The following is a 13933-nucleotide window of genomic DNA, read 5'->3' as shown; positions in this document are numbered from 1 at the left end:
GGAAAGGCACAATGGCTCGAATCGTACTGATCGAGGATTCACCGACCGACCGTGCGGTGTTCACGCAGTGGTTGACCAAGGCCGGTCATGAAGTCCTGGAAGCGGACAACGCCGAGGACGGGCTCAAGCTCGTGCGCGAGCAGTCACCGCAGCTGGTGCTGATGGACGTGGTCCTGCCCGGCATGAGTGGCTTCCAGGCCACCCGTGCGATGGCGCGCGACGCGGCCACCAAGCACATTCCGGTGGTCATCGTCAGCACCAAGGCGATGGAAACCGACAAGGCGTGGGGGCTGCGCCAGGGGGCGGCCGACTACATCGTCAAGCCGCCGCGCGAGGAGGAACTGATCGCGCGGATCAACCAGTTGGTGGTCTGATGCGTTCTCCTTTCGACATCCTCCAGGCCTATGAGCGGCGCAGCCTGGCCCATGCCGTGCAGCTGCCCGAGCGGCAGTTCTCGCAGGACCTGTGGCGTGGCGTCGGCTACCGCGTGGGCAAGCGCCGGCTGGTCTCGGATTTCCGCGAAGTGGTGGAAATCGTGCCGATGCCGCCGATCACCCCGGTGCCGGGCGCCCAGCCGTGGCTGCTGGGCGTGGGCAACCTGCGCGGCAACCTGTTTCCGGTGGTGGACCTGAAGTGCTTCCTGGAAGGCGAGCGCACCGTGCAGCAGGAGGGTCAGCGCGTGCTGATCATGCGCCAGGCCGGCGGCGACGTGGCATTGACCATCGATGAACTGTTCGGCCAGCGCAGCTTCGAGCTGGACCAGGACATTGTCGCCGGCGATCTGGCTACCGGCCGCTATGCGCACTTCATCGACCGTGCGTTCCACGGCGATGGCCATGACTGGGGCGTGTTCTCGCTGTCGCTGCTGTCGCGTACCCCCGAATTCAGGCAGGCCGCGGCCTGACCGCAGGCGCCTGTCTCTCCGTATTGAAGATCGAGGTTGAACGATGAGTACTGCTTCGGAATCCGCCAAGGCCGGCAAGCTCGGCTCGGTGGGCACCAATTTCTGGCTCGGCCTGCTGGCCGTGTCGATGATCGTGTTCGGCGTCAACACCGGTGTAGCGACCTGGCAGGGCAGTCGCCTGGCCAGTGCGAGCACCGATGCGGCGAACCTGCAGGTGCTCTCGCAGCAGCTGGCCAACCAGGGCCGTGAGGCGGTCTCGGGCAACGCGCAGGCGTTCACCGCGTTCAAGCTGACCAAGAGCGACATCGAAAGTACCGTCAGTGGCCTGCAGGGCCGCTACGGCACCGAGACCAATGTCGCCGGGCCGCTGAACACGCTGATCCAGACCTGGGAGCCGCTCGGCAAGAGTGCCGGCCAGCTGGTCGCCAGCGAACCGGCCGTGCTGGCCCTGGCCGGCAACGCCAACAACTTCGTCAACGGCGTGCCCGCACTGCAGGCGCAGCTGAACGAAGTGGTCCGCGCGATGTCGGCCAGTGGCGCGCCGTCCTCGCAGGTCTACAACGCCCTGCAGCAGGTCGTGGTGGTCGGCTCGATGGCCCGCCGCGTGACGGAAATGCGCGCCGGTGGCGCCAATGCGGCTGCCGCGGGCGATGCGCTCGCCCGCGACTCGGTGGTCTTCACCCAGGTGCTCGATGCGCTGCGCAACGGCAACGAGGAACTGGGCATTGCCGCGGTCCGCAACGGTCCGGCGCTGGCCGCGCTGGAGCAGTCGCAGAAGCAGTGGGACACCATGAAGCAGGATGCCGACGCGATCCTGGCCAGCTCGCGCCAGCTGTTCGCCGCGCAGTCCTCGGCCGCGGCCCTGACGGGTGGTTCGGCAGACATGCTGCGCGACAGCAAGAAGCTGTTCGAAGCCTTCTCTTCGTTCGGCTCGCTGCGCGATACCCGCCTGTTCCCCAACTTCTGGCTGGGCGTGGCCTCTGGTGCGTTCTCGCTGATCGCCATCATCGGCTTCGTCGGCAGCACGGTGCGCAGCCGCTCGCGCGAACAGGAACTGCGGTACCAGACCCAGGTGGAATACAACAGCCGCAACCAGCAGGCCATCATGCGGCTGCTGGACGAAATCAGCTCGCTGGGTGAAGGCGACCTGACGGTGAAGGCCTCGGTGACCGAGGACATGACCGGCGCCATCGCCGACGCCATCAACTACGCCGTGGATGAGCTGCGCCACCTGGTGACCACCATCAACGACACCTCGGCCAAGGTCGCCGTGTCGACCCAGGAAACCCAGGCCACCGCGATGCAGCTGGCCGAAGCGGCGGGCCACCAGGCCAACCAGATCACCTCGGCCTCCGACCGCATCGGCGAAATCGCCTCGAGCATCGAGCAGGTGTCGCGCAACTCGGCCGAGTCGGCCGACGTGGCACAGCGCTCGGTGATCATCGCCGCCGAAGGTGCCGGCGTGGTGCGCGAAACGATCCAGGGCATGGACCAGATCCGCGACCAGATCCAGGAAACCTCCAAGCGCATCAAGCGCCTGGGCGAGTCCTCGCAGGAAATCGGCTCGATCGTGGAACTGATCAACGACATTTCCGAGCAGACCAACATCCTGGCGTTGAACGCCGCGGTGCAGGCAGCTTCAGCCGGTGAGGCCGGTCGCGGTTTCGCGGTGGTGGCCGACGAAGTGCAGCGGCTGGCAGAGCGCACCTCCGGTGCGACCCGACGGATCGAAAACCTGGTGCAGGCCATTCAGGCCGATACCAACGAGGCGGTCAGCTCGATGGAGCAGACCACCGCCGAAGTGGTCTCCGGTGCACGCCTGGCCGAAGACGCCGGTACCGCGCTGACCGAAATCGAGCGCGTCTCCAACGCGTTGAACAACCTCATCAAGAACATCTCGATCGCTGCCCAGCAGCAGTCGGCCGCGGCATCGGACATCACCCGCACCATGGGCGTGATCCGTCAGATTACCGGCCAGACCTCGCAGGGCGCGGGACAGACCGCCGAGTCGATCGGCCACCTGGCACAGCTGGCGGCCGACCTGCGCCGCTCGGTCGCCGACTTCAAGCTGCCGGCGTGAGCCGCGGGCAGGGCGGAGAGGGAAGGAACAAGCAGATGATGCATCGCGAGAAATCACCGCACGCCATGTGCGCCGAGCTGCCGGGAGACCTGGCATGAGCACGCTGCGCGATGCCATGAGCCACGCTGCGCTGGGCTGGGTCAAGCCGGAGCTGGACGAGACCCTGCGCCAGGTGCGCAACGAGGTCGAGTACTACGTGGAAGACCCCGCCGATGGCAGCCGGATGCGCTTCTGCGCCGGCTACCTGCACCAGGTGCAGGGCACCCTGCGGATGGTCGAGCTGTATGCCCCGGCGATGGTGGCCGAGGAGCTGGAGCAGCTGGCCAATGCGATCGGTGCCGGTGAGGTGCCCGACCGTGATGAAGCCTGCGCCACGCTGATGCGTGGCAGCGTACTGCTGCCCGATTACCTGGAGCGCCTGCAGAACGGTCACCGCGACATCCCGATCGTGCTGCTGCCGCTGCTCAATGACATCCGCTCGGCGCGCGCCGCGCCGGGCATCAATGAAAGCGTGCTGTTCGCCTTCGCGCCGGACAGCGCGAGCGCCACCGAAGCCGAGCTGGATCACGCGCGCGGCAGCCTGAGCGGGCGCAATCGCGAGCTGCTCGATACGGTTGGCAATGCGGTCAAGGAAGAACTGCTGCGCATCAAGGATGCGCTGGACCTGCACCTGCGTACCGGCGGCGAGCCGGTGCAGCTGCAGACCCAGGTCAACGAGCTGGGCGCGGTGGCCGACACGCTGGGCATGATGGGCCTGGGCGTGGCCCGCGGCGTGGTCGTACAGCAGCGCGACGCGCTGCGCGACGTGGTCGAGGGCGTGCAGCAGATCGATGAAACGCTGCTGCTGGATATCGCCGGCGCGCTGCTCTACGTGGATGCCTCGCTGGATGACCAGGTCGCCCATCTGGGCGCCGGCGGCAGTGGCGAAGACGATCCGAGCGCGGTGGAGAACCGGCGCACGGTGGAGGTGCTGGCGCATGAAGCCATCGCCAACTTCGCTGCGGCGCGCGAGCATTTCGTCGCCTTCATCGAAACCAACTGGAACCACCAGCAGCTGCAGGAAGTACCGCGCCTGCTCGGCGAGGTCGCCGGTGCGCTGCGCATGCTGGATCTGACGGTGCCGGCCGATTACCTGCAGGGCGTGCGCCAGTACATCGCCGTTGAACTGCTCGGCAAGCAGCGCGTGCCCAGCGGGCGCCAGCTGGACACCCTGGCCGACGCCATGGCCAGCCTGGAGTATTACCTCGAGGCCCTGCGCGAACGTCGCCCGGGCCGCGATGAAATCCTGGACATCACCCGCAGCAGCCTGGAAACCCTGCGTTACTGGCCGCTGCCGGCTGCCAACCAGCCCACCCCCGATACCGGGCCGGCGTCGTTGCCGGTCGCGGCCGAACCCATCGAGCTCACGCCGTGGGACGCGCCTGCACCGGAGCCGATCAAGCTCGGCGTCACTGCCGACATCCCGCGCCCGGCCAACCTGCCGCCGCCGCTGCCGGACGTCACCTTCGATCCGCCGCCGGCGAACACTGCCCCGCTGCCCGCGGCACCGGTGGCGCTGGTATTCGACGCCTCCACCGCCCCGGTCGCCGCCGATGCGCCGCAGTGGACGCTGGCCAGCCATGACGATGTGGACGAACTGCCTACGTTCGCCCATTTCGATCCGGTCATTGCCGAAGTGCCCGCCGGCGCCGGGTGGGACGTCGCGCCGCTGCCGACCGTGCACGCCGATGCTGTGCACGACGCGGTGGATGTGCCGACGTCGGAGCGTGCGCCCGAGGTTTCGGACGTGTCGCTGGAGATGCCGGCCTTCGTGGCCACGGGCACCGGGTTTGATCCGGTGGCCGCCGAGCACGAGATGCTGGAGCTGAGCGACGAGCCGATCGAATTCACCTTCGATGAGGACCTGCGCAACGCCGACGACGTGCTGTCGCTTCAGATCGATGACAGCGGCACCTACACCGACACCGATAGCGATGGCATTGCCGCGGAGACGGCTGCTTCCAGCCCGTTCGCGCAGAGTGCGGTGGATGTGGAAGCCCTGCCGACGTTCCTGCAGGAGATTCCGGTGGCCTCGGTGGACGACAGTGTCGCCGAGCCGACCGATGCGTTCATCGATGGCACCGACACGGTGCTGCAGGCCGAGGCAGATGCCGCGCTGCCGCCGCCCGCAGTGCAGGATGCGGTCATCCGCCGTATCGAGCTGGACGACGAATCCACCCGCTTCCTGGCCGAACTGGACGCCGCCGCCGCGCAGTTCCGCCCGGAAGGCGCCGGCACCGGTACGGTGCCGGCCACCTCTGCAGCGGCGAGCCCGGCAGTGGCCGTGCCCGCCGACGACACCAGCATCGAGGCCGGCTTCGAGGACGATGGCGAGAACATCGACCAGGACATCCGCGAGGTCTTCATCGAAGAGTTCGACGAAGAACTGGTGAACCTGGGCAACCTGCTCCCGGCCTGGCGCATCGCGCCGGACAACCTGGACCGCCTGCGCCCGATCCGCCGCGTGTTCCATACGCTCAAAGGCAGTGGCCGGCTGGTCGGTGCGCGCACCCTGGGCGAGTTCAGCTGGAAGATCGAGGGCATGCTCAACCGCGTGCTCGATGGCAGCCGCCCGGCCTCGCCGGCGGTGGTCGCCCTGGTCGGCCAGGCCTACGAGGTGCTGCCGCAGCTCAATGCCGCGCTGCGCGATGGCAGCCGTGTCACCGCCGATCTGCAGGCCATGCAGGCCATCGCCGATCGCGTGGCCGCCGGTGAGGAGACCTTCCATGTGCCCCTGCAGCGTGCCGCTGCAGCCGCCGTGGCAACGGCCGTGGACAGTGGGACGCCTGACGCTGCGCCGGTGATCGAGAGCACGCCGGCCAACATCGACAGCGTGCTGCGCGAGATCCTGGAAGCCGAGGTTGAGATCCATCAGGCGACGCTGCAGGCGTGGCTGGATGTCGCCGCCGATGCACCCCAGCCAGTGACCGACGGGCTGCTGCGCGCCGTGCACACCATGAACGGCGCCTTCGCCATGACCGACGTGCCGGAGATCACGGCGGTCACCGGTGCGGCGGAAAGCTATATCAAGCGCTCCCTGGCTGCCGATGCACTGCCCAGCGCGGCGGGCATCGACGCGCTCGCCGAGACCAGCGTCGCGATCACCACCACCATGGCGGCACTGCAGGACGAGGCGCCGCGGGTGCCCGTGCAGAACGCGTTGGCGGCCCGCCTGGTCGCCCTGGCCGATACGTTGCCCGAGGCGCGCTGGCCGGCACTGGTCGAGGACGATCTTGACCTGGTGGACGACGAAGCGTCCGTCGAGGCGACTGAAGCGGATGCGGAAGCGGAAGCGGAAGCGGTAACCGAAGCGACGGCCGCAGATGCCGTGGACGTGGCTGCCATCGACGTGGCTGCGGTCGAGGTCCTGGCTGCAGGCGCGGATACCGTTGAAGCCGTTGAAGCCGTTGAAGCCGTTGAACCCGTTGAGGCATACGAAGTCGTCGAAGCAGCAGATGCGCATGCCGAGGCAGGGCCGTTCGCCCCGGTCTCCGATGCGCAGGGTGATGCGTTCGCCGCGACCGGTGATGACGTGCAGGACGACGCCGTGCCGCTGCTCGCGACCGCCGACGACACCACGGCTACCGGCGAGCAGCAGGCCGAGATCGATGCCGATGGCCTGAGCGTGATCGAGCCCGGTCGCGCGGCCGCTGAGGCCGACGACGATGCCCTCATCGCCATGGAGCTGACCGGCACGGACGACCTGTCCGCCTACTTCGATGCCGCGCTGCCGGACACCGCGCGCGCAGCAGATGCGCCGCCTTCGCCGGATGTCGCAGCCGAGGACGCGGATCTGGCGTCTGTGCATGCGGGCCTGGAAGCGGTCGAGCTGACCTCGGCCGAGGATCTCTCGCGCTACTTCGATCATCTCGCCGAGCCGGTCACGCCGGAACGTCCGGTCGACGTCGGCGATGAAACCGACGCCAACTCGGACACCGACACCGACACCAGCACCAGCACCAGCACCAGCACCAGGGCCGAGGCCGAGGCCGAGGCCGAAGGCGTGGCAGACACGGCGACCGACAGCCGCTCCGACTCGGCAGAGGCGACCACCGACGGTCCGGCCGCCGCTGATGTCGATGCCCATGCCCATGACGATGAGCAGGGCAGCGCCTACGCGGTCGCGGTCGATGACGCGGCCAACGACAGCTGGAGCGATACCGATCCGGACAGCGACGAAGACGCCCATGCGCTGGATGAGGTCCTGCCGCCGCCGCCGGCCTTCGGCGAGGTGGTGGACGCCCAGCAGGCGGTGGATGACGGTTTGACCGTCGTCGATGCGCCGGATGCCTCCGATACCGGCGTGCTCGGTCTGGACGCCACGGCTGAGAACGCCGGCGAAGCCGATGCGTTCGCCGAGGCGATCGAGACCACGGCGCCCGATGCCTCCGCCGACGCTGCCTCCCCGGCGCGCTTCTTCGAACTGGAGGACGCACCCGCTGCAACCTTCACGAACGCCCCGGAAGCCGACGACGCCCGCCCGGTGGAGTCCACCGACAGTGACGACCTCGCGTCGGGCGATGCGCTCGATTTCACCCAGCTCGACCAGGAGCTGGTCGATATCTTCGTGGAAGAGGGCAAGGACCTGCTCGACCACTGCGATGGCCTGATCAGCGAGCTGCGCGCCGCGCCCCAGGACCGCGAGGTGATCGCCGGCCTGCAGCGCGACCTGCATACCCTCAAGGGTGGCGCGCGCATGGCCGGGATCAACCCGATCGGCGATCTTGGCCACGGCATTGAATCGCTGCTGGAGGCCGTCGCGGCCAACCGCACCGATATCGACCGCAGCGACGTGCACCTGCTGGAGCGCGGGTTCGATCGCCTGCACCAGTTGCTGACCCGCACCGGCCAGCACCGCACCGTGGCGATGCCGGATGACCTGATCGCCGCGTTCGAGCAGCGTACCCAGGGCCGCGCCGAGCCCGAGCCGCTCGAGACCGCCCATGACACGCTGCCGTCCGGCGATGCCAAGGTGGAGGCCGCCATCGCCGCGCTCGTGGCGGCGCCGCTGTCGGCACCGGTGCCGCTGGAAACCGTCAGCGAGGAAGATGGTCTGCCGCGGCCGCAGCAGGAACAGGTGCGCGTGCGCGCCGATCTGCTCGACCGGCTGGTCAACCACGCCGGTGAAGTGGCGATCTACCGTTCGCGTCTGGAACAGCAGCTCGGTGCCTTCCGCGGCGCCATGGGCGAACTGGACCGCACCAATGCCCGTCTGCGCGATCAGCTGCGCCGCCTTGATCTGGAAACCGAAGCACAGATCGTGGCGCGCTATCAGCGTGAGCAGGACCAGGCCGATCACACGTTCGACCCGCTGGAACTGGACCGCTTCTCCACGCTGCAGCAGCTCAGCCGCGCGCTGAATGAATCGGCGGCCGATCTGGGCGGTCTGCAAGGCGTGCTCGATGATCTCTCGCGCCAGTACGACGTGCTGCTGCAACAGCAGTCGCGCGTCAGTTCGGAGCTGCAGGACGGCCTGATGCGCGCGCGCATGGTGCCGTTCGATGGTCTCGTGCCGCGCCTGCGCCGGGTCGTGCGCCAGGCGGGCCAGGACACCGGCAAGCAGGTTCACGTCACCCTCGAAGGGACCCACGGCGAACTGGATCGCAACGTGCTCGACCGCATGGTCGCGCCGCTGGAACACATGCTGCGCAACTCGGTGGCGCATGGCCTGGAAACCCCGGAACAGCGCCGTGCCGCGGGCAAGCCGGACGAGGGCGAAATCGCCATCCGCCTGCGCCGCGAAGGCTCGGAAATCGTGCTGGAAGTGGCCGACGATGGCGCCGGGCTGGACCGTGAGGCGATCCGTCGCCGCGCCGAACAGCGGGGCCTGATCGCCGCCGATGCCGTGCTCGGCGATGCCGAACTGGATGCGATGATCTTCTCGCCCGGCTTCAGCACCGCCGACCAGGTCAGCCAGCTGGCCGGCCGTGGCGTGGGCATGGACGTGGTGCACAACGAAGTGCGCCAGCTGGGTGGTTCGGTGGACATCCACTCGGTCAGCGGCCAGGGCGTTACCTTCACCCTGCGCCTGCCGCAGACGCTGGCGGTCACCCAGGCGGTGTTCGTGCAGATCGGCGAGACCACCTTTGCAGTGCCGGTGGCCTCGGTCAGTGGTATCGGCCGGATCTCGCGCGAGCGCTTTGAAACCGCCAACGGCGGGTACCACTACGGTGGCGAAGAATTCGCCCTGCACGATCTGGGTACGCTGATCGGCCAGGCCCAGGCCCGCGCCGAAGGCCAGGCCCAGGTACCGCTGCTGCTGGTCCGCGCCGGCGACCTGCGCGTGGCCGTGGCGATCGACCAAGTGCTGGGCAACCGCGAAATCGTGGTCAAGCCGGTCGGCCTGCAGATCGCCTCGGTGCCGGGCATCTACGGTGCGACGATCACCGGCGATGGCCGCGTGGTGGTGATCCTGGACGTGGCGCCGCTGGTGCGCCGCTACCTGGCCAACCCGCACAAGCCGATCACCGCTGCAGCCAAGGTCAGTGATCGCGATGTGCCGCTGGTGATGGTGGTCGACGATTCGCTGACCATGCGCAAGGTCACCGGCCGCATCCTGGAACGCCACAACTTCGAGGTCACGGTCGCCCGTGACGGTATCGAAGCACTGGAGCGCCTGGATGAGCGGGTGCCCGACCTGATGCTGCTGGATATCGAAATGCCGCGCATGGACGGTTACGAGCTGGCCAGCGTCATGCGCGCCGACCCGCGCTACCAGGGTGTGCCGATCGTGATGATCACGTCGCGCAGCGGCGACAAGCACCGTCAACGTGCCTTTGAACTCGGTGTCCAGCGCTACCTGGGCAAGCCGTACCAGGAACTGGATCTGATGCGCAACGTGTATGACCTGCTGGGGATCGCCCGTGCACGCGAGTGATGCCCATCCCCTGTTGTCGGTGGCCCTGCTGGCCCGTTCCGGGCCGGCACGCGACCGCCTGCGCGAAGCACTCGGCCATGCCGGCGCCCGCCTCGTGCTGGAGGACGACCCCAACACGCTCGACCTGCAGGCGCTGCGTGATGCCGATCCCGGTGCGGTCCTGATCGCGCTGGAACCGGCGATCGAAGACGCCCTGGAGCGGTTGGATCCGGTGTTGGGTTCGCCGTCACTGACCGTGATCTTCGACGAAGCCGAGCTGGCTGCACGCCGCGATGGCTGGGAAGCGCAGCGCTGGGCACGGCATCTGGTGGCCAAGCTGCACGGCCATCAGGACGTGCTGCCGCCGGGTTCGGAACAGGACCAGCAACTGCAGCCCGAACCGGGCCTGCCGGTCACCCCGGCGCAGCTGCATGCCGACGCACCGCTGGAGTTCCATCTGCGCGAAGCCGAGGATGCGGCCGCCGAGGTGCCGGCCGATGGCCTGTACCAGGCGCCGGCGGAGTTGCACGAGCCGGTGTCGCTGGAAGAGGCACTGGCCGCGCTGCAGCCGCTGGAACCCGATCCGGTCGCCCCGGCGATTCCGCCCATTCCGGCCTCGGCACCGCCCGCCGCAGCCGTATCCATCGGCGATCACAGCCGTTGGTCGCTGGTGGAGGATGACGGTGTTGTCGCTGCGCCCCCGTCGATCAACGACACGGCGCCCGCACCCGAGCGCTTCGGCATTGAACGTCTGTCGCTGGTCGAGCTCGAACCCGAGGCCGGTTCCGCCGGTGGCTGCGCGGGCGCGGTGCTGGTCCTGGCCGGCATCGGCGGGCCGGATGCGCTGCGCCGCCTGCTGGCCGCGCTGCCCGAATCGCTGAGCACCGCCGTCCTGGTGCATATGCGCCTGGACGGCGGCCGCTACGGCAATCTGGTCAAGCAGATGGCACGGGTGTCCGCACTGCCGGTGCTGCTGGCCGAGGACGCCCAGCCGGTTGAAGCCGGCCAGGCCTACATCCTGCCGGACGACATCGGCATCGCCATGCGCCAGGGCGGCCTGCAGTTCATCGCCGATACCGCCGGCATCCAGATCGAGGCATTGCCGGCCGCGCACAGCGGCGTGGTCCTGCTCAGCGGTGCGGATGCCGCCCAGGTGGACGCCGTGCTCGCCCTGGCCGCCGCCGGTGCCTGGGTGGCCGGTCAGATCGGCGAAGGCTGCTATGACCCGACCGCGGCCAGTGCCGTCGTTGCGGCCGGGCAGGACGCCGGGGAACCGCCGCAGCTGGCCGCCACCATCGCCGAACGCTGGCGCGTGGACGCCTGAGTGGCGCCGACGCACCTTTGAAGGAAAACCCATGAGCTACGCCAGCAACGACGAAATCCGCGGTGTCCTGATCCAGGCCGGGCACGAACGCGTGCTGCTGCCCAACGCCACCGTGGCCGAAATGATGTCCAAGGTGCCGGTCGAAACCGTTCCCGATGCGCCGGCCTGGCTGGTCGGGCAGATCGCCTGGCACGGCTGGGACGTGCCGCTGCTGTCCTTCGCCCGGCTGTCCGGGCAGGGTGACGAGCCGGTCGTGGCCAACAACAAGGTTGTGGTGCTCAAGGCGCTGGGCGGCAATCCGCGCCGTCCCTACTTCGCCCTGCTGACCCAGACCTTCCCGCAGCTGATCGCGGTGCCGCGCGACGGTCTGCTGGCCGATGCCTCCGAGGAAACCCTGCCGCAGGGCGTGCACATGCGCGTGCTGCTGGGCGAGCAGAGCGCGCTGCTGCCGGACCTGGACGCACTGGAAGCAGCGCTGGACGAATCGTTCCCCGTCGCGGGGTAAATCAATAACGGCAATAACGGGGACGGGGGTAGTTAATCGTGCCGATTAACTACCCCCGTCCCCGTTATTTTTCAGCCCAGATCGCCCAGCCGCGCCTGCACGGCGGCGATGGCGGCTAAGCCCGCGGTCTCGGTGCGCAGCACCCGCGGGCCCAGCTGCAAGCCTTGGAAGCCTGCTGCCGTCAGCGCCTGGCGGTCGCGCGGCGACCAGCCGCCTTCCGGGCCGATCGCGATCACCACGCCGCCCGGAGCGGCCGAGAGCGTCGACAAGCGATGCTCGCCCTGTGGATCCAGAGTCAACTTCAGTGCCCCGGCTGGAACCGCGTTGGCGGCGTCCTGCAGTGATCGCGGCGCGGCCACGCTCGGCACGCGGGCGCGGCCGGATTGGCCACAGGCCGAGACCACTACGCTGTGCCAGTGCGCCAGCCGCTTCCCGGCACGCGCCGCATCCAGCTTTACTTCGGTGCGTTCGGCGTTGACCGGCATGAAGGCCTGTACACCGAGTTCGGTGGCCTTCTGCAGAATCAGGTCCATCTTTTCCCCGCGGGCGATGCCCTGCAGCAGGGTGATGTGCAAGGGCGACTCGTTGTCCAGCGCGATGGCACTCTCGATACGCACCTGCGCATCGCGCTTGCCCACTGCCACCAGCGTGGCGCTGTAATCCTGGCCATCGCCATTGAACAGCACGCAGCCGTCGCCTTCGCGCAGGCGCATCACGCGGACCAGATGGTTGGCGGCGTCCTCGGGCAGTGACAGCACCTGGCCGACCGCCAGCGGATGGTCGATATGGCTGCGGGTCACGCGCATGCGACGGCCTCGTCGATGGCGGCGAGGGTGGTCAGGGCAAGCAGATCCAAGTGTTCATCCTCTACACAGTACGGCGGCATCCAATACAGCACATTGCCCAGTGGGCGCAGCACCACCCCGCGTTTGAGCGCGGCTTTATAAGCGTGCAACCCGATCCGGGCCTCGGCCGGGAACGGTGTGCGCTTGTTGCCGTTGCGGGTCAGTTCGAAGGCCACCACCATCCCCGCCTGGCGCACATCGGCGACATGCGCGTGGTCGGCGAATGGCGCGGCGAGCGTGCGCATTACTTCGGCGGTGCTGCGGTTGCGTGCGATGACGTCTTCGCCGGCGAAGATGTCCAGGGTCGCCAGCGCGGCGGCGCAGGCCAGCGGATTGCCGGTGTAGCTGTGCGAATGCAGGAAGGCGCGCTCGCGTGAATCATCCAGGAAGGCGTCGTACAGCGCCTGCGTCGCCAGCACCGCCGACAGCGGCAGGAAACCACCGGTCAGGCCCTTGGACAAACACAGCAGGTCCGGCATCACCCCGGCCTGCTCGCAGGCGAACATCGTGCCGGTGCGGCCGAAGCCGGTGGCGATCTCATCGGCGATCAGGAAGGCACCATTGGCATCGCACAGCGCGCGCGCACGCTGCAGATAGACCGGGTCGTACATGCGCATGCCGCCCGCACACTGCAGGCGCGGTTCCAGGATCACCGCGCAGATCTCGCCCGGGTGCTGGTCGAACAGCGTGGCCAGCGCATCGGCCGCCTGGTGCGCGCGCTGGGCGGCACTCTGGCCCGGCTCGGCCAGGTAGGCATCGGGCGAGGGCGCGAACAGCGCCTCGGTCAGCAGCGGGGCATATACACGCCGATACAGCGGAATATCGCCGACCGACAGCGCGCCCAGGGTTTCGCCGTGATAACCGTTCTCCAGCGCGACGAACCGGGTGCGGTGGTTCTCGCCCCGGTTGCGGAAGTAGTGGAAGGCCATCTTCAGCGCCACCTCGACCCCGGCCGAGCCGTTGTCGGCATAGAACACCTTGGCCAGCGGATCACGCCCGGCCTGGCGTGGCGCGATCGCCAGCAGGCGCTCGGCCAGCTGTACCGCCGGCGCGTGACTGAAGCCGGCCAGCATCACCTGTTCCAGCTGGGTGGCCTGCTGGGCGATGGCCGCGCCGATGCGCGGTTGCGCATGGCCGAACAGATTGGTCCACCAGCTGCTCACCGCATCCAGATAGCGGTGGCCGTCATGGTCGATCAACCAGGGGCCTTCGCCGCGGGCGATCGGCAGCAGGGGCAGGGTGTCGGGATGCTCGCGCATCTGCGTGCACGGGTGCCACAGCACGGCCAGATCGCGTTGCCGCCACTGATCGGCCAGCGTGAGGGGGGCTGGGTCTGCTAGCATTTCGGGCTCATGAACACGTTTTCACCAGTACCCATTC

Annotated in this window: 8 protein-coding genes; 6 read left to right on the top strand and 2 right to left on the bottom strand. The window is 68.4% G+C overall.

Going from position 1 to position 13933, the window contains the following annotated elements:
• Positions 1-11 precede the first annotated feature (11 nt).
• The 6 genes from AC1DIQ_RS03555 to AC1DIQ_RS03530 all read left to right on the top strand — a co-directional run bounded on the left by AC1DIQ_RS03555 (position 12) and on the right by AC1DIQ_RS03530 (position 11708).
• The gene (locus tag AC1DIQ_RS03555; RefSeq protein WP_019185138.1) at positions 12-374 is read left to right on the top strand and encodes a response regulator; all 363 of its coding nucleotides are present in this window, start codon (positions 12-14) and stop codon (positions 372-374) included.
• A complete protein-coding gene (locus AC1DIQ_RS03550; RefSeq protein WP_282262489.1) occupies positions 374-904 on the top strand; it encodes a chemotaxis protein CheW in 531 nt (176 codons plus the stop codon). The genes AC1DIQ_RS03555 and AC1DIQ_RS03550 overlap by 1 nt, the downstream gene beginning before the upstream one ends.
• A 43-nt stretch (positions 905-947) precedes the next feature.
• The gene (locus AC1DIQ_RS03545) at positions 948-2984 is read left to right on the top strand and encodes a methyl-accepting chemotaxis protein (RefSeq protein WP_088432920.1); all 2037 of its coding nucleotides are present in this window, start codon (positions 948-950) and stop codon (positions 2982-2984) included.
• A 94-nt stretch (positions 2985-3078) separates the two neighbouring features.
• Positions 3079-9900 carry an Hpt domain-containing protein gene (locus AC1DIQ_RS03540; RefSeq protein WP_478049443.1) on the top strand — a complete coding sequence of 2274 codons (6822 nt, stop codon included), beginning with the start codon at positions 3079-3081 and terminating at the stop codon, positions 9898-9900.
• Positions 9887-11203 carry a chemotaxis protein CheB gene (locus AC1DIQ_RS03535; RefSeq protein ID WP_478049442.1) on the top strand — a complete coding sequence of 439 codons (1317 nt, stop codon included), beginning with the start codon at positions 9887-9889 and terminating at the stop codon, positions 11201-11203. The genes AC1DIQ_RS03540 and AC1DIQ_RS03535 overlap by 14 nt, the downstream gene beginning before the upstream one ends.
• Before the next feature lie 31 nt (positions 11204-11234).
• Positions 11235-11708, top strand: a complete 474-nt coding sequence (locus tag AC1DIQ_RS03530; protein ID WP_121039036.1) for a chemotaxis protein CheW — start codon at positions 11235-11237, stop codon at positions 11706-11708.
• Between the two features lie 71 nt (positions 11709-11779).
• On the opposite strand, the gene AC1DIQ_RS03525 is transcribed toward AC1DIQ_RS03530, so the two are convergent.
• Both AC1DIQ_RS03525 and bioA read right to left on the bottom strand, forming a co-directional pair.
• Positions 11780-12514 carry a 16S rRNA (uracil(1498)-N(3))-methyltransferase gene (locus tag AC1DIQ_RS03525; RefSeq protein WP_461770184.1) on the bottom strand — a complete coding sequence of 245 codons (735 nt, stop codon included), beginning with the start codon at positions 12512-12514 and terminating at the stop codon, positions 11780-11782.
• Positions 12505-13896: an adenosylmethionine--8-amino-7-oxononanoate transaminase gene (gene bioA / locus AC1DIQ_RS03520; protein WP_478049441.1), complete on the bottom strand. Its 1392-nt coding sequence runs from the start codon at positions 13894-13896 to the stop codon at positions 12505-12507. Before bioA ends, AC1DIQ_RS03525 begins: the two co-directional genes overlap by 10 nt.
• Between the last annotated feature and the right edge of the window lie 37 nt (positions 13897-13933).

Source organism: Stenotrophomonas sp. 05L413, assembly GCF_056397945.1.
The sequence above is the reverse complement of the archived record's forward strand: the minus strand, read 5'-3'. Positions and strand labels throughout refer to the sequence as shown.